The 16729-nt window shown below is 72.1% G+C and carries 15 protein-coding genes; 8 read left to right on the forward strand and 7 right to left on the reverse strand.

All coding sequences use genetic code 11. From position 1 onward, the window contains the following. Positions 1–215: 215 nt before the first annotated feature. Complete coding sequence (locus tag ACH4S7_RS02330) at positions 216–863, reverse strand: TetR/AcrR family transcriptional regulator (protein WP_398520002.1); 648 nt, start codon at positions 861–863, stop codon at positions 216–218. Positions 864–967: 104 nt separating this feature from the next. Then, a complete protein-coding gene (locus ACH4S7_RS02335) occupies positions 968–2638 on the reverse strand; it encodes a DHA2 family efflux MFS transporter permease subunit (RefSeq protein WP_398519156.1) in 1671 nt (556 codons plus the stop codon). A 161-nt stretch (positions 2639–2799) separates the two neighbouring features. Here ACH4S7_RS02335 and panB point away from each other — a divergent pair, with 161 nt between their 5' ends. From panB to ACH4S7_RS02350, 3 genes are all read left to right on the forward strand, one after another. After that, complete coding sequence (gene panB, locus ACH4S7_RS02340; RefSeq protein WP_398519157.1) at positions 2800–3660, forward strand: 3-methyl-2-oxobutanoate hydroxymethyltransferase; 861 nt, start codon at positions 2800–2802, stop codon at positions 3658–3660. Positions 3661–3868: 208 nt separating this feature from the next. Beyond that, the gene (locus ACH4S7_RS02345; RefSeq protein ID WP_398519158.1) at positions 3869–4882 is read left to right on the forward strand and encodes an ATP-binding cassette domain-containing protein; all 1014 of its coding nucleotides are present in this window, start codon (positions 3869–3871) and stop codon (positions 4880–4882) included. 8 nt (positions 4883–4890) lie between these two features. After that, on the forward strand, positions 4891–5784 hold the full coding sequence (locus tag ACH4S7_RS02350) for an ABC transporter permease (RefSeq protein ID WP_398520003.1): 894 nt from the start codon (positions 4891–4893) through the stop codon (positions 5782–5784). Between the two features lie 9 nt (positions 5785–5793). Here the strand turns inward: ACH4S7_RS02350 and ACH4S7_RS02355 are convergent, their stop codons facing one another. Further along, positions 5794–9318 carry an AfsR/SARP family transcriptional regulator gene (locus tag ACH4S7_RS02355; RefSeq protein ID WP_398519159.1) on the reverse strand — a complete coding sequence of 1175 codons (3525 nt, stop codon included), beginning with the start codon at positions 9316–9318 and terminating at the stop codon, positions 5794–5796. 200 nt (positions 9319–9518) lie between these two features. Here ACH4S7_RS02355 and ACH4S7_RS02360 point away from each other — a divergent pair, with 200 nt between their 5' ends. Further along, positions 9519–10328, forward strand: coding sequence for a site-2 protease family protein (locus ACH4S7_RS02360; protein WP_398519160.1), 810 nt, complete (start codon positions 9519–9521; stop codon positions 10326–10328). Between the two features lie 65 nt (positions 10329–10393). Here ACH4S7_RS02360 and ACH4S7_RS02365 read toward each other — a convergent pair whose 3' ends face one another. After that, positions 10394–10588 carry a hypothetical protein gene (locus ACH4S7_RS02365; protein WP_398519161.1) on the reverse strand — a complete coding sequence of 65 codons (195 nt, stop codon included), beginning with the start codon at positions 10586–10588 and terminating at the stop codon, positions 10394–10396. Between the two features lie 136 nt (positions 10589–10724). After that, entirely contained in the window at positions 10725–11447 is a 723-nt protein-coding gene (gene npdG / locus ACH4S7_RS02370; RefSeq protein ID WP_398519162.1) for an NADPH-dependent F420 reductase, read from the reverse strand. Between the two features lie 221 nt (positions 11448–11668). Here npdG and ACH4S7_RS02375 point away from each other — a divergent pair, with 221 nt between their 5' ends. Next, positions 11669–12268 carry a hypothetical protein gene (locus ACH4S7_RS02375; protein ID WP_398519163.1) on the forward strand — a complete coding sequence of 200 codons (600 nt, stop codon included), beginning with the start codon at positions 11669–11671 and terminating at the stop codon, positions 12266–12268. A gap of 92 nt (positions 12269–12360) precedes the next feature. After that, entirely contained in the window at positions 12361–13641 is a 1281-nt protein-coding gene (locus ACH4S7_RS02380) for an MFS transporter (protein ID WP_398519164.1), read from the forward strand. Between the two features lie 130 nt (positions 13642–13771). On the opposite strand, the gene ACH4S7_RS02385 is transcribed toward ACH4S7_RS02380, so the two are convergent. After that, positions 13772–13999 (reverse strand): hypothetical protein, encoded by a 228-nt coding sequence (locus ACH4S7_RS02385; RefSeq protein WP_398519165.1) that lies wholly within the window; start codon positions 13997–13999, stop codon positions 13772–13774. Positions 14000–14058: 59 nt separating this feature from the next. On the opposite strand from ACH4S7_RS02385, the gene map reads away from it, so the two are divergent. Together map and ACH4S7_RS02395 are read left to right on the forward strand one after the other, a co-directional pair. Further along, positions 14059–14916 carry a type I methionyl aminopeptidase gene (gene map, locus ACH4S7_RS02390; protein ID WP_398519166.1) on the forward strand — a complete coding sequence of 286 codons (858 nt, stop codon included), beginning with the start codon at positions 14059–14061 and terminating at the stop codon, positions 14914–14916. A 145-nt stretch (positions 14917–15061) separates the two neighbouring features. Beyond that, positions 15062–15739, forward strand: coding sequence for a heme oxygenase (biliverdin-producing) (locus tag ACH4S7_RS02395; RefSeq protein ID WP_398519167.1), 678 nt, complete (start codon positions 15062–15064; stop codon positions 15737–15739). Positions 15740–15952: 213 nt separating this feature from the next. On the opposite strand, the gene ACH4S7_RS02400 is transcribed toward ACH4S7_RS02395, so the two are convergent. Then, positions 15953–16684 carry a PhzF family phenazine biosynthesis protein gene (locus ACH4S7_RS02400; protein WP_398519168.1) on the reverse strand — a complete coding sequence of 244 codons (732 nt, stop codon included), beginning with the start codon at positions 16682–16684 and terminating at the stop codon, positions 15953–15955. Positions 16685–16729 lie beyond the last annotated feature (45 nt).

Below are 16729 nucleotides of genomic sequence, written 5' to 3' on the forward strand. Positions count from 1 at the left end.
CGGGTGTCTTCGGTTCCTGGTATCGGTCCAGGTGGGGGCGGTGTGACGGAACACGCACCCGCCGCGCTGCCGCCCGGCGCGGCGATTCCCGGACGCGGCGCGCCAGTTTCCCGCGTGCGGCGTGACGGATTCCCGGGCGCGTCGCATCAATTCGCCGGGCGCGGCGCACGACCGTGCCGGGCGCGGCGCGTCAGTGTGCCCGGGGCACGGCGTTTCTAGCCTGCCCGGCCGGCCGGGGGACGTACACCCGCAAGTACGACGTCGACGATCCGCTCCGCGCTGCCCTCGGGCGGTGTCGTCTCTGGCCGCAGCGCCGTGCGGACCAGCATCGGGCCCACGAACAGATCGCTGAGCAACTCGAAGTCGAGGTCGTCGCGGATCTCACCCCGGTCGACGCCCCGGCGCAGCACGTCGTCCATCATCCGGCGCCGGGGCGCGACCGAGATGTCGTGGTACATCTCCCACAGCCGGGGATGGTTCTGCATCTGCGCGAAGACGCTGTAGACCAGGGCGGAGGAGCGTTTGGCGAGGCCGCGGCGGCGGACCATCTCGACGAGGGCGACGAGGTCGTCGCGCACGGAGGTGCCGGGCAGCGGCGGGTCGACCGGTTCCATGGCGCGCACCACATCGAGGAAGAGGGCCTCCTTGCCCTCCCAGCGGCGGTAGATGGTGGCCTTGCCGACCCCGGCGGTGCGGGCGATGCGCTCGATGGAGAGTTCGGCGAGGGGGACGCCCTCGTCCAGGAGGCGGACCACCGCGTCGAGGATGGAACGCTCGGCCGCCTCGCTGCGGGGGCGCCCGCGCCGGTTCGTCACGGCCCGCTCCGGGCCGGTTCCGCGTTCGGGGTGATGCTGCTCCTGCAGGGGCACGTCCGCTCCGTCTCCAACCGCCGTCGTCACGGTCGATTCTCGCCGACCGCGCGCGGTGCCACCGCCCGGCCGGGTGGTGGGCCCTCGCCACTGGCCGATCAGCGCTCGGCCGCCTTCTGAGCCTCCTCCTGGGCCCCTCCCCGTACCGCCTCGTCCTGGGCCCCTTCCCGTACCGTCTCCGGCGCCGCGTCCGGCGACCGCTGTGGGGGTACGGCCGGGGCCGTGAGCCGGCCCGGCAGGTAGCGCGCCACGACCAGCGCGCCGACCAGCGCGACCAGCGCCGAACCGAGCGCGGTGAGGCTCATGGCGTCGAGGAACGCCTCCCGCGCGGGACCGATGAGCGCGTCGCCCGCGGGGCCGAGCCGGTCCGCGACGCCGAGGGTGGCCTCGATCGACTCGCCGGCCGTCTCCCGCAGTCCGTCCGGGAGGCCCTGGAGGTGTTCCTCGATCCCGCTCCGGTAGCGGGCGGAGAGCACCGAACCGAGTACGGCGATGCCCAGCGCCCCGCCGACCTGGCGGAAGGTGTTGTTGACCGCCGAGCCGGAGCCCGCCTTCTCGCGGGGCAGCGCCTGCATCACGGTGACGGTGACGGGCGGCATGACATGGGCCATGCCGACGCCCTGGACGAAGAAGGCCACCGCGAGCGCCCAGAGCGGGGTCGCGGCGTCCACCAGGGCGAACACCCCGAGCCCGGCGGCGACCAGCACCATGCCGACGGCGCAGACCAACCGGACCCCGAAGCGGTCGACGACCAGTCGGGCGCGGGGCGCGAAGACCATCTGGGCCACCGCCAGCGGCAGGATGAGCAGCCCCGACTCCAGCGGGCTGAGACCGCGCACGCTCTGTAGGTAGAAGGCGGCGAAGAACGTCACCCCCATCAGGGCGAAGAAGACGAGCGCGATGGCGGCGACGGCGGCGGAGAAGGCGGGGACGCGGAAGGCCGAGATGTCCAGGGCCGGGTGGTCGCTGCGCTTCTCGTACCGTACGAAGGCGATCAGGACGGCCACCCCGCCGAGCAGCGGCAGCAGGACGGACGCGGTGGTGAAATCGGCCAGCTCGCCGCCCCGGATGATGCCGTAGACCAGCAGGACCAGGCCGATGACGGAGAGCAGGACGCCCACCGGGTCGAGCCGGCCGGGGCTCGGGTCCCGGGAGTCGGGCACCAGGACCGCCATGGCGATGAAGCCGACGATCACGACCGGCACATTGACGAGGAAGATCGAGCCCCACCAGAAGTGCTCCAGCAGCACGCCCCCGGTGATCGGGCCTATCGCGATGGCCAGGCCGACGCTGCCCGCCCAGATGCCGATGGCCTTGGGCTGCTCGTCGCGCTCGAAGATGTTCATCACGATGGCGAGGGTGGCGGGCATCACGAGGGCGGCGCCGAGGCCCATCACGGCACGGTGGGTGATCAGCTCGCCGGGGCTGCCGGAGAAGGCGGCGAACGCCGAGCCGACGCCGAAGACGACGATCCCGACCAGCAGGATCCGCTTCCGGCCGAAGCGGTCGCCGAGCAGTCCGGCGGTGAAGAGGAGGCCGGCGAAGACGAGCGTGTAGGAGTTGATCGCCCACTCCAGCTCGCTCTGGGTGGCGGCGATGCCGATGGGTGCGGGGGCGGCGATGGTCTTCACGGCCACGTTCAGGATCGAATTGTCGAGAACGACGATGAGGACGCTGAACATCAGCACGGCGAGGATCGCCCAGCGGCGGCGGTGGACCGCTTCCGGGACGCGGGGGACGGCGGGGGGCGGGGCGGCGGAGTCCGGCATGGCAACACCGTAGCGCATTTCGATACGAGACCGTCTCGTATAGGAAACCTCCGCGATCATGTGTGGGGCCCCTTCCGCGCGGGCGGCACGAGGTGCCACCATGGGAGGTGATCCGGAGACGCCGTCAGGGCGCTTCGAGATGACGTAAGGAGCCGTTAGCCATGACGCTTCAGGCTGCCCAGAAGTCCACCGACAGCAGCAAGGCGCTGTACGGGGGGAAGGGCACTCGTCGCATCACCGTCCATGACATCGCCGCCGCCAAGGAGCGCGGCGAGAAGTGGCCGATGCTCACCGCCTACGACGCCATGACCGCATCCGTCTTCGACGAGGCGGGCATCCCGGTCGTCCTCGTCGGTGACTCCATGGGCAACGCCCACCTCGGCTACGAGACCACCGTGCCGGTCACCATGGACGAGATGACCCTGCTGTCGGCCGCCGTCGTACGGGGCACCACCCGCGCCCTCGTCGTCGGCGACCTGACCTTCGGCTCGTACCAGGAGGGCCCCGTACAGGCCCTGCGCAACGCCACCCGGCTGGTCAAGGAGGCGGGCGTCGGCGCGATCAAGCTGGAGGGCGGCGAGCGCTCCCTGCCGCAGACCGAACTCATCGTGAGCTCGGGCATCCCGGTCATGTCCCACCTCGGGCTGACCCCGCAGTCCGTCAACACCATGGGCTACCGGGTGCAGGGCCGTGGCGACGAGGCCGCGCACCGGCTGCTCAACGACGCCAAGGCCGCCGAGGCGGCGGGCGCCTTCGCCGTCGTCCTGGAGCTGGTCCCGGCCGAGGTCGCCGCCGAGATCACCCGTTCGCTCCACATCCCGACCATCGGTATCGGCGCGGGCCCGGACACGGACGCGCAGGTGCTCGTCTGGACCGATATGGCCGGGCTCACGGGCGGCAAGGTGCCGCGCTTCACCAAGCAGTACGCGAATCTGCGGCAGACGCTGGGGGACGCCGCGAAGGCGTTCGCCGACGATGTGGTCGGCGGCGAGTTCCCGCTCCCGGAGCACACCTTCCACTGAGCCACGGCCCACCGAGCCTCGGGCCACCGAGCCTCGGGCCACCGAGCCGACGGGATCCCCGAACCACTCCCGGCACAGACGACAGCCCGCCGATCTTCCCCCGTCGGCGGGCTGTCGGCCGTCCGGGGGCAGGGCCGGGTCGGGCGTGTCGGTGGGGTGTCGACGGCCTGTCGGCGCGCTGTCGGCGCGTGCGGGCATCGTCAGTGCCATGACACGAATCGACAAGAACCCGTACGGCGGCAGCGACCACGCCGTCGAGGTCCGGGGGCTGGTCAAGCACTACGGCGCGACCAAGGCACTGGACGGCGTGGACCTGGACGTCCGCGAGGGGACCGTGCTCGGCGTGCTCGGCCCCAACGGTGCCGGCAAGACCACCCTCGTACGCTGCCTCTCCACCCTCATCACCCCCGACGCCGGAACCGCCACCGTGGCGGGATACGACGTGGTCCGGCAGCCCCGCCAGCTGCGCCGCACGATCGGACTCACCGGGCAGTACGCATCGGTCGACGAGAAGCTGTCCGGCTGGGAGAACCTGTACATGATCGGGCGGCTGCTCGATCTGCCCCGCCCGGAGGCCCGTCGCCGGGCCGACTCGATGCTGGAGCGCTTCTCGCTCACGGAGGCGGCGAAGCGGCCCGTGATGCAGTACTCGGGCGGGATGCGGCGCCGGCTGGACCTGGCGGCCTCGATGATCGGCCGGCCGGCCGTGCTCTATCTGGACGAACCGACGACGGGGCTGGACCCCCGGACCCGCAACGAGGTCTGGGACGAGGTGCAGCGGATGGTCGCGGACGGGGTGACCGTACTGCTCACCACCCAGTACATGGAGGAGGCCGAGCGGCTCGCCAACGAGCTGACGGTGATCGACCGGGGCAAGGTCATCGCCAGCGGCGGGGTGGACGAGCTGAAGGCGAAGGTCGGCGGCCGGACGCTCCGGATCCGGCCGACCGATCCCGCCCGGCTGCCCGCGATGGCACGGGCGCTCGGCGACGCGGGTCTCGACGGTATCGCCGGGGCGACGATCGTCCCCGACGAGGGGCGGCTCTATGTCCCCATCCTCGCCGACACCCAACTGACCGCCGTCATCGCGCTGCTGGCCGCGCACGGCTTCGGGATAGCGGACATCAGTACGCAACTGCCCAGCCTGGACGAGGTGTTCCTGGCCATCACCGGTGAGAAGCCACCGGTGTCCGAACCGCTTTCCGAGGAGGTCGCCGCATGAGCACAAGCATGAGCACGGGCACGGGCACGACGACGGATACGGACGCGGGCAGGGGTACGGGGACGGGCCCGGACGCGTGGACGAAGGCGGCGACCGCGCCGGGCAAAGGCGGCCAGATCGGGGAGGGCCGGATCGGGCTGCGCAGCAATCTGCGGCACATCAGCGCACTGGTGCGCCGCAACGCCCTCCAGATCAAGCAGGACCCGGAGTCGATGTTCGACGCCCTGCTGATGCCCGTCGTCTTCACCCTGCTGTTCGTCTACGTCTTCGGCGGCGCGATCTCCGGCGACGGCAACCAGGCCGACTACGTCAACTACGTGGTGCCGGGTCTGATGGCGATGATGGGCATGAACATCGCCATGGCCGTCGGCACGGGGGTCAACGACGACTTCAAGAAGGGGGTGATGGACCGGTTCCGGTCGATGCCGATCGCCCGGTCGTCCGTCCTGATCGCGAAGATCATCGTGGAGATCGGCCGGATGACGGTCTCCATGTTCATCCTGCTCGGCATGGGCTTCCTGCTGGGCATGGAGGTCAAGACCTCCGTGCTGGAGCTGGCCGCCGCGATGGCCCTCTCCCTCCTGTTCGGCGCCTCACTGATGTGGATCTTCATCCTGCTCGGTCTCTCCCTGAAGACGCCGCAGGCCGTCCAGGGCATGGCGATGCTGGTACTGCTGCCGCTCCAGTTCGGTTCGTCCATCTTCGCCCCGCCCACGACGATGCCGGACTGGCTGAAGACCTTCACCGATTACAACCCGCTGTCGAACCTCGCGGACGCGGCGCGGGCCCTGGTCAACGGGGGCGAGCTGGCGAGTTCCGTCTGGTGGACGCTCGGCTGGGCGGCAGTGATCACCCTCGTCACGGCACCCCTGGCGGTCGCGAAGTTCCGCAACAAGACCTGACGGCCGCGCTCAGAGGGCGGCGGCCTCCTCGACGGTGAGTCCGCCGCCGTCGGCGTAGGCGGCGTCGTAGGCGGCGGCGTCGAGCACCGCCCGTACCGCGGCCTCCACATCGGCCCTGCCCTCCCGCTCGTACAGGGTCGGGAAGTGGGCGGGCGGGATCTGGGCGTCGGCGACCGCGAGCATCCGGACCGCGTCGGCCGCCCGCTCGGGCCAGCCGCCGACCAGCGCCCCCGCCGCCGTCACCAGATGCGCCGCGACCATCTGCGGGGCGACCATCTGGCTCAGCCCCTCCCGTGCGGTCGCCAGCGCCTCCCGGGCCAGATCCAGCGCCCGCTGATGGTGGCCGTCGGCGAGATCCAGCCAGGCGAGATACCCGGTCATCATGCCCTCGAAGATCGCCAGTGTGCTGGAACGGAACTGTTCGAACAGGCGCGCGATCTCGGTCCGGGCCTCACCGCGCCGGCCGGTGCGACCAAGCCAGATGGTGAGATAGATCCGGGCGATGGCCGTGGACTCGTTGTCCGATGTGCCGTTCTCGGCCAACACCTGACGGAGCAGGGCCTCACCGCGCTCCCCCTCCCCCAGCTCGATCAGGGTGCCGGCCAGCCGGGCGCGTAGGACACCCACCTGGACCTGCGCGCCGATCCGCTCCGCGTACGCGACGGCGGCGGTGAAGTCCTCGGCCGCGCTGGCGAACGCGCCGCGCCGCTCATGGGCCTCGCCCCGTGCGGACAGCGCCTCGGCGGCGCCCCAGATGTCACCGAGCCGGGTGAAGATCTCCAACGCCTCGTCGGCGTCCCGCCGGGCGTCACCGGCCCAGTCACCCCGGTTGGCGAGGATGTTGGCCCGGTCCTGGAGGGCGGAGGCCAGCTCCCATTCGTACCCGTGACGCCGGCACGCGGCGACGGTCTCGTCCATCATCCGCCGGACCGCGTCCACGTCCCCGGTCATCAGCACCGCGAAGAACCAGAGCGTGCCCGGGGAGCGGCAAGTCTGCGGGAGGCCCGGCCGGTAGACCCGGGTGATCCCTCTCAGCCGTTCCAGATTGCCGGGGGCGTGCCAGTTGCCGATGTCGTAGTTGGTGAAGACCATCCGGAGCAGGGCGGCCCCCCGGCGGGCTTCGAGCAGCAGCTCGGGCGACATGGGCGGCGGGGCGTCCGTGAACCGCTCGAAGACCGGGGTCGCGGGGGTGTACGGCGGCGCGAAGGGGTCAGGGCCCAGCTCGCAGGCGGCCGCGGCCCAGTGCCGGGCCTCGGAGCGCAGGTCCCGCATCTGCCAGTACCAGGAGAGCGAGAGGACGAGCTGGAGCGCCTCGTGTTCGTCATCGGCCGCGATGGCGTGGCGGAGCGCGGTGCGCAGATTCTCGTACTCAAGACCCAGCAGTTCGATCGCGGCGGCCTGGTCGGGACCGCGCAGCAGCGGGTCGGTGGTGCGGGCCAGCTCCCGGTAGTGGACGAGGTGGCGGCGCTCGACGGTGGCGCGTTCGGCGGCCTCGTCGAGCCGTGCGGAGGCGTACTCGGCGACGGTTTCGAGCAGTCGGTAGCGCATCCCGCGCGCGCCGTCGGGGGCGGCGACGACGAGGGACCGGTCGATCAGTCCGCCGAGGCTGTCGGCGACCTCCGCGCCCTCCTCCGTACAGACCGCTTCGGCGGCGGCCAGATCGCAGCCGCCGGAGAAGACGGAGAGGCGGCGCAGGACGGCGCGTTCGGGGGCGTCGAGGAGGTCCCAGGACCAGTCGACCACGGCGCGCAGGGTCTGCTGGCGGGGCAGGACGGTGCGGCTGCCGCCGGTCAGCAGCCGGAACCGGTCGTCCAGCCGGTCGGCTATCTGGCGCGGGGTGAGCATCCGGAGCCGGGCGGCGGCCAGTTCGATGGCGAGCGGCAGCCCGTCGAGGCGGCGGCAGATCTCGGCACAGGCGTCCGGATCGTCGTCCGTACGGAACCCGGGGCGGGCGGCGGCACCCCGGTCCGCCAGCAGCCGCAGTGCGGTGGGAGCGGGCAGCGGCTCCACCGGACGTACCAACTCGCCGGGCACTCCCAGTGGTTCCCGGCTGGTGGCGAGCACGGTCAGTCCGGGGCAGCTCTCCAACAGCCGTTCGGCGAGGGTGGCGGCGGCGGCCACGACGTGTTCGCAGTTGTCGAGGAGGATGAGCATTCGGCGGCGCGCGCAGTGTTCGACGAGCCGTACGAGGGGGTCGTCACCGGACCGTTCGGCGGCGCGCACCTCCTCGGCGCCGGCGCCGCGGAGCACGGTCTCCCGGGCGCCGAGAGCGGTGAGGACCGCCTCGGGCACATCGTTGGGGTCGTCCACAGGGGCCAGTTCGGCGACCCAGACCCCGTCGGGGGCTTCGGCGGCGACCAGTTCGGCGACCTCCTGGGAGAGCCGGGTCTTCCCGGCGCCTCCGGGGCCGAGGAGAGTGACGAGCCGGGCGCTCCGGAGGTCGCTCCGGATCGCCTCGATATCGCGCTCCCGCCCGACGAACGAGGTGAGCCGGGCCCGCAGATTGCCCGGTGGCGGGGCGGGGGCGACGGTCGGCGGCGCGGTCGCGGGGGCGGGGCGGTGGGTGGCGGGCCGCGCGGGGGACTCGGTGTCCGCGGGGAGCCTGACGGGCGCGGTGGGCACAGCGGGCGCTGAGGCGGTCGTGGGCGGGGCGGGCCGGTTGAGCAGGTCGATCCGGTCAGTCCGGTCGATCCGGTCGATCCGGTCAGTCCGGTCAGTCCGGTCGATCCGGTCAGTCCGGTCGGTCGGGTCGGTCGGGCTCGCGGCGGTTCTGTTCAGCTCCGGCCCGGCTCCCTCCGGCGCCACCCGGCCGTCCGGTGACAGCAGCTCCGCGTGGAGCGCCCGCAGCCCCGGCCCCGGGTCGGTCCCCAGCCGCTCCGCGAGTTCACGGCGGAAGGTCTCGTACGCCGCCAGCGCCTCGGCCGGGCGGCCGGTAGCCCGCAGCGCACGCAACCGCAGGACCTGGAGGGATTCATCGATCGGATGGTCCTGGCAGAGCGCCACCAGCTCCGGCAGCGCCTCCTCGGCCCGGCCGAGCGCCAGCGCCGCCGCGAGCCGGGTGCGGCGGGCGTCCAGCCGTCGGGACTCCCAGCGGGCGGCCTCCACCGCGCGGTCCGGGAGGTCGGCCAGCACCGGGCCCCGCCACAGCGCCAGCGCGTCGTCCAGCAGCGCCAGCGCCTTCGCGGTGTCGCCCTGTTCCAGTGCGCGGGCGCCGTCCGCCACCAGCCGCTCGAACCGGTACAGATCGATGTGATCGGCGTCCACTCCGAGCCGGTAGCCGGCGAACCCGGCCGACGCCACCGCCTCCCGGCCGAGCGCCCTGCGCAACCTTCCGACCAGTGCCTGGACCGCGCCGACTGCGTCCGCCGGCGGCTCAGCGCCCCACACCTCGTCGATGAGGGCGTCGACCGGGACCGGCCGGCCGGCCCGCAGCGCCAGTATGGTCAGCAGCGCACGCAGCCGCGCCCCGCCGAGTGCGACGGGGGTGCCGTCGTCGTGGAGTGCCTGGGTGGGGCCGAGCAGCGAGATGCGCACGCCCCCATTGTCCCTGGTGCGGACGGCGGGGCCACGGGCGGGAACGGCCGGGCGACCACGGGACGTTCCTCCTCCGTCACCGGTACGGTCGTTCCCGCGCCCACCATCCACTCCCGCGCCCTCACCCCGTACCACCGTCTCCGCCTCCGCCGCCCTCCCGCCCCCTCATCCCCCACCCCCTCATCTCTGGAGCCGTGCCCATGACCTCCGCCACCTCCCGCCACAGCGGCCGGCGCGTCAGCCCTGTCTTCCTCGGGATCGTCGCCGTGATGGTGGTGACCGGCTGGGCGGTCTGGACGGACTTCTCGGCGTCGGCCGGGCTCGCCGTGTTCCTCTTCGTGACCTCGGCGTGGATCGTCTCGCTCTGTCTGCACGAGTACGCGCACGCCAGGACCGCGCTGCACAGCGGCGATATCTCGGTCGGCGCGAAGGGCTATCTGACGCTCAACCCGCTCGCCTACACCCACGCCCTGCTGAGCATCGTGCTGCCGGTGCTCTTCGTCATCATGGGCGGCATCGGCCTGCCCGGTGGCGCGGTCTTCATCGAGCGGGAGCGCATCCGGGGGCGGTGGCGGCACAGTCTGATCTCGGCGGCCGGCCCGCTGACGAATGTGCTCTTCGCGGTCGTCTGCACCGCGCCGTTCTGGCTGGACGCACTGGACGGCGTCCCGGACCTGGTCCGCTTCGCGCTCGCCTTCCTGGCGCTGCTCCAGGTGACCGCCGCACTCCTGAACTTCCTGCCGGTACCGGGGCTCGACGGGTACGGGGTGATCGAGCCCTGGCTCTCGTACAAGATCCGTCGCCAAGTGGAGCCCTTCGCGCCGTACGGGCTGATCGCGGTCTTCGCGCTGCTCTTCATCCCGGAGGTGAACGGCGCCTTCTTCGACGGGGTCGACGCGATCCTGCGGAGTCTGGGCGTGGCGGACCTGGACGCCGACTGCGGCCGGGAGTACTACCGCTTCTGGCAGGGGGAGAACGAGTTCTGCGCGGCGGTCCGCGACGACGGCTAGGACGCGGCGGTGCGCGACGACCGCCGGGGGGGCTCCGGCGGTACGGGGGTACGGGTACGGGCGCGTCAGCCGGTGGTGGCGTGCTCGGCGGCGGCGCGCTCGGCCTTCGCCCTGCGCAGGTAGTACCAGGCCATGTTGGACGCCAGTCCGGCGAGCAGCACCCAGACGACCCCGATCCAGAGGCCCTGGACGAAGGAGACCACCGCCGCCACGATGGCGAGCGCGCAGACGGCGAGTGCGTAGAGAGCGAGGCGGGGCATGGGGTACGGCTCCTGTCGGGGGTGTACGGACGTCCCGTCCAGTGTCCCCCATGCCCCGATCCGGCACCTACGTCAGCTCAGGTGTCGGTCAAGCCGGCGCTCAGATGTCGGCTCAGATATCGGTTCAGATGTCGGCTCAGATGTCGGTGACGCGCAGGCCCGCGTGCGCCTTGTAGCGGCGGTTCACCGAGATCAGGTTGGCGACCAGCGACTCCACCTGGTGGGCGTTACGCAGCCGGCCGGCGAAGACTCCGCGCATCCCGGGAATCCGGCCCGCCAGCGCCTGGACGATGTCGGTGTCCGCACGCGACTCGCCGAGCACCATCACATCGGTGTCGATCTCGTCGATCGTGGCGTCCTGGAGCAGTACCGCCGACAGGTGGTGGAAGGCGGCCGTCACCCGTGAGTCGGGCAGCAGGGCGGCGGCCTGCTCGGCGGCGCTGCCCTCGGCCGGCTTGAGCGCGTAGGCGCCCTTCTTGTCGAAGCCGAGGGGGTTGACGCAGTCGACCACGAGCTTGCCGGCCAGTTCGGTCCGCAGCGCCTCCAGGGTCTTGCCGTGTCCCTCCCACGGGACGGCGACGATCACCACATCGCTGCGCCGGGCGCACTCGGCGTTCTCGGCGCCCTCGATGCCGAGGCCCAGCTCGGCGGCGGCGGTCTCGGCGCGCTCGGCGGCCCGGGAGCCGATGATCACTTTCTGTCCGGCCCTGGCGAGCCGGTAGGCGAGCCCCCGCCCCTGGTCGCCGGTGCCGCCGAGGACGCCGACGACGAGACCGGACACGTCGGGGAGGTCCCAGGGATCCTTCGGCGCGGGCTTGGCGGCGGGCGCGGTGTCGCCCGCGGTGTCATGGGAAGTCATGGCCCGACCCTACTCGCAGGTAGGGACGAGGGTACGGACTCCCGTGCGACTTCGGTCACGGTCCCGCCGACGCCTCCCACGATCACCGTCCGCCGACCCTGCCGACCCTGCTGACCCTGCTGACCCTGCTGACGGATGGTCTCGCCGCCGGAGGGTCCCGTACGGGTGAGCATCGGGCAACGCCCCCGTACCGGCGCGGCCGGTACTACAGGATGCGGGCCATGGATGCCGTACGTGTCGCGCTGCTGCGCGAAGTCCTGGCGGGCACCGAGTGGCCGGCCACCACCCGACGATTCGCGGGGGTGCTGCGCTCGTCCGTGGTGCCCCAGGGCGGTGGGCTGCTGCTGGTGGGCACCGAGGAGTACGAACCCTGGCACCTGGCGGCGCATCTGGTGGACGAGGCCGCCTGGTCCGGTCTGCCGGAGCTGGCGCCGACGCTGGTACGGCACCGGGTGCGCCCCGGGGGCCCGGCGCATCTGGGCGTCGGTCTCGCCAGGCTGGCGGCGGCGGGGCGCGGGGAGACCCTGCTGCTGGTGGCGCCGGGCCGGCCAGGGGCCGGGCTGCTGGAGCGGGTGCACGACGCGCGCCGGGCGGGCGCGACGGTGCTGGCGCTGGACGGCGGGCACCCGGAGGTGCACGGGCTGGCCCATGAGGCCCTGACGGTGGCCGACGACGAACTGGACCTGGACACGGTGCAGCATCTGGTGAGCGCGGCGGCCGGGGAGAACTGCCTGCCGGGGGCGCGCGGGCGGTGGCGGTTCCAGGACCGGCTGTCACGGCTGGTGGACCAGTTGACCTCACCGCCACCGGGCCGCTGGTAGCCCCCGGCCGGCCGGGGGCGCCCGTGCCAGGACCGGGGCGGGCGGGTAATTCGGTTGCCGGGGGCGTTTCCGGGGACGGACGATGGCCCGTTGTGACCTCGAAGCTCTCCGCCGTACTCCCCGACCTCTCGCCATGGCGTTCCTCGCCGGATTTCCGCCGACTCTGGGTCCAGGGCCTGATCACCTACTTCGGCAGCTTCATGGCGATGATCGCGCTGCCGTTGCAGATCAAGGATCTGACGGGGTCACCGCTGGCGGTCGGCGCGATGGGCGCGGTCGAGCTGGTGCCACTGATCGTGTTCGGGCTCTACGGAGGGGCACTCGCCGACTCCACCGACCGGCGCAAGATGATCCTCTGGACCGAGGTCGGCCTCGGGCTGCTGGCCGTGATCCTGCTGGTCAACGCCTTGCTGCCGAATCCGCTGCTCTGGCCCCTCTATGTGGTGGCGGCGGGGGTCTCGGCACTGGCGGGGCTCCAGCGCCCGGCGCTGGACTCGCTGATGGCCCGGATCGTGCCGCATGACCAGCTCACCGCCGCGGCGGCGCTGAACACCCTGCGCTGGCAGCTCGGCGGGATCGCGGGGCCCGCCGTGGCCGGTCTGGTGGTGGCGTACGCGGGCCATGCGACGGCGTACGGGATCACGATCGTCGGGTTCGCGGTGTCCGTACTGATGTGTCTGCGGCTGGCGCCCGCGCCGGCCGCGCACGACGCGGAGAAGCCGTCGCTGCGCGGGATAGCGGAGGGCGCGCGCTACGCCTGGTCGCGTCCGGTCCTGCTGGGGACGTACGCGATCGACCTGGTGGCGATGGTCTTCGCCTTCCCGGTCGCGATCTTCCCCTTCCTCGCGGAGGACCTGGGCGCGGAGTGGTCGCTGGGCCTGATGTTCGCGGCGATCTCGTTCGGCTCGGTGGTGCTGAGCCTGACGAGCGGCTGGACCTCACGGGTGCGGCGGCACGGGCTCTTCGTGGTCTACGGGGCGGCGGTGTGGGGGCTCGCCATCGCCGCGGCGGGGTGGTTCAGCAATGTCTGGCTGGTGCTGGCGTGTCTGGCGGTGGCGGGCGCCGGGGACACCCTGAGCGGCCTGGGCCGCTCCACCATCTGGAACCAGACGATCCCGGAGGAGCTGCGGGGCCGGCTGGCGGGGATCGAGGTGCTCTCGTACAGCGTCGGCCCCCAACTGGGCCAGGTCCGCGCGGGGGCGATGGCGGGATGGACCGGCACCCGGGCGGCGATCGGCGCTGGCGGGGTGATGTGTGTGGCGGGGGTGGCGCTGCTGACGCTGGCGCTGCCGAAGCTGCTGCGGTACGACGCGTCGACGGACGAGGACGCGCTACGGCGCCGGGCGCAGCAGCAGGCGACGCTGGCGGAGTGACGGGCGGGGGCGGCACGGTGACGGGCGGGGGGCCGCCACAGTGCGGCCCCACCCCCCGCTGGACCGCTGGACCGTCAGCCGTCCCGCCCCTCGGTGGAGCGTCGGCCGGGACGCGCGCCCCGCCAGCCGGTCAGCCGTCCCGCTCCCCCGGTGGCTTGTCGTGCCACTTCGGATCGGTCTCCCACTCCAGATTCCGCTCGCGCGCGGTCTCCATCGCGTGCTCTGCCTCCTCGCGCGTCCCGTACGGTCCGAAACGGTCCTTCGCCGGGCAGTCCGGCCCCTCCTCGACCTTCTGGTGCTGGAGGCAGTAGTACCACTCGCCCGGCTTACCCACCGTGCGCCGTTTGAACAAGGCCATCGTCGGCTCCCTTCCTCTCTCGCCATGCTGCCCCACACCCCCTGGTTAGACTCGCTGACATGTCTGGCCAGTCGCTGCTCGTCCCAGGTGAGCTCTCTCCCCCCCGCCCCGTCCCCGCCGCCATCCGGCGCCCCGAGTACGTCGGCAAGTCCGCGCCGACCCCGTACACCGGGCCGGAGATCCAGGACTCCGACACCGTCGAGCGGATGCGTGTCGCGGGGCGGATCGCCGCCCGCGCGATGGCGGAGGCCGCCAAGCACATCGCCCCCGGGGTGACCACCGACGAACTCGACCGGGTCGCCCACGAGTTCATGTGCGACCACGGCGCCTACCCCTCCACACTCGGCTACCGCGGCTTCCCCAAGTCGCTCTGCGCCTCGATCAATGAGGTCATCTGCCACGGAATCCCCGACTCCACCGTGCTCCGCGACGGTGACATCGTGAACCTCGACGTCACCGCGTACATCGACGGCGTCCACGGCGACAACAACGCCACCTACCTCTGTGGTGATGTGGACGAAGAGTCCCGGCTGCTCGTGGAGCGCACCCGGGAGTCCCTGGAGCGGGCCATCAAGGCGGTCAGGCCGGGCCGCCAGATCAATGTCATCGGTCGGGTCATCGAGTCCTACGCCAAGCGTTTCGGCTACGGGGTCGTCCGGGACTTCACCGGGCACGGGATCAACACCTCGTTCCACTCCGGGCTGGTCGTCCCGCACTACGACTCCCCGCACGCGACCACCGTCATCCAGCCGGGCATGACCTTCACCATCGAGCCGATGCTCACCCTCGGTACGTACGAGTACGACATGTGGGAGGACGGCTGGACCGTGGTGACCAAGGACCGCAGGCGCACCGCCCAGTTCGAGCACACGCTGGTGGTGACCGAGACGGGAACGGAAATCCTCACGCTTCCCTGAGGCGCGCCGGGGCGAACGTTTTTACCGACAGGTCGTCGGGAACACATTGACTTAGGTATGCCTAAGTAGGATGATCGGAGGCGGTGGCAGCCATGGGCTGTCGCCGCCCGTTCGTTCCGTCCCCCCTGGTCCCTGGAGGTCCGCCTTGGACGTCACCGCCACCGGCACGCCCACCGGCACGCCCTTCTCCACGCTCATCCGTGTCGCGTCCCACGAGCAGCACACAGAGGCGGAGACCTCCCCCTTCATGGGCCACCTCCTCGGTGGCCGGCTCGGTGTCGAGGCGTACGCCCGATACACCGAGCAGCTCTGGTTCGTGTACCGGGAGCTGGAGAGCGCCGCCGCGTCGTTGAAGGACGACCCGATCGCCGGGCCCTTCATCCAGCCCGAGCTGTTCCGCACGGCCGAGCTGGAGCGCGATCTGGCGCATCTGCGGGGTGCCGACTGGCGTGCGGGCGTCGCCCCGCTGCCCGCGACCACGGCGTACGCGGCACGGGTCGCGGAGTGCGCCGAGAGCTGGCCGGCCGGTTACGTCGCACACCACTACACCCGCTACCTGGGGGACCTCTCCGGTGGCCAGATCATCCGGGACAAGGCGGAGAAGACCTGGGGCTTCGACCGCAAGGGCGACGGCGTGCGGTTCTACGTCTTCGAGGAGATCGGCAACCCGGCCGCCTTCAAGCGGGGCTACCGCGAGCTGCTGGACGCGGTGAACGCGGACGATCTGGAGAAGAAGCGGATCATCGACGAGTGCAAGCGGGCGTTCGACTTCAACGGCGCGGTCTTCCGCGAGCTGGGCGCGGAGTTCCCGCTGAGCGCGTAGGGCCCGTGCGGTCAGCGAGCCGTACCCGGCGCCCCTTCGGCGAATGAGCCGAAGGGGCGCCCCCGTACCCATGGCCCGGGCACCCGTGGCGAGTGAGCCGAAGGGGCGCGCGGGGGTCGAAAGGGAGAACGCGCGCAGGTCCCGAGGTACGAGGGACCGAGCACGATCGACCGTCGACGCACGCTCACAGCGCCCCGGAGGCGAACCGAGCCCTCAAAAGAAAGAAGTACGGCGCTTGGGCACCAGGGCCGGAGGGGGTACCGGAGTCAGTACGGGGGCGGGCGCCGCGAGGCGTACCCGTCCGCCGATCTCGACCGTGCCGTCAGGGCCGGGGGCCGTCAGGATCTGCGACCCCCGGCCCTGAGTGATGTTCAGGGCCCGCCCGAGCAGATCCGTGAGCAGGAGGGCCGCCGCGCCGGTGGCCTCGTCCTCCACGATGCCGTCGTCGCGCCGGGGGAAGCCCCGCGCCCGTACCCGCCCGGCCGCCTCGTCCTCCCACGCCCAGGCGTAGAGCCAGCCCTCCCCCGGTGGCGGCGCGGGCAGCGCGTCCACCTCGGCGGGGGACGCGTACCGCGTCAGGGTCCGGGGCGGCGCCCACTCGGCCCGCGCGGTGATCCAGGTGAACTCCCCGTCGCCGCGCGCCCACACCTGCCCGGCCGGCGGGTTCAGCTCCGCCAGATCGAGTAGCCAGGCCGCCCCGACGAGCGGGTGCCCGGCGAACGGCAGCCGTAGACCGGGGGTGTAGATGTCGACCACCCCGCGTTCGGGGTCGTCCACGAACACGGTCTCGCTGTAGCCGAGTTCGGCGGCGAGGGCCTGGCGGGACGCCTGGTCGGGGAAGCGTCGGGGGTCGCGTACGACTCCCAGGGTGTTCCCGTGGCGTCCGTCGGGGCCGCAGAACACATCGAGCACATCGAGTACATGGAGCGCGTGGCGTTCGTTCACCCGGGCATTGAAGCACCAGCCGGGTGGGGAGTGGGCGGCCGTCCC

This window comes from Streptomyces sp. NPDC020965, from assembly GCF_044333555.1.
GTDB lineage: Bacteria > Actinomycetota > Actinomycetes > Streptomycetales > Streptomycetaceae > Streptomyces.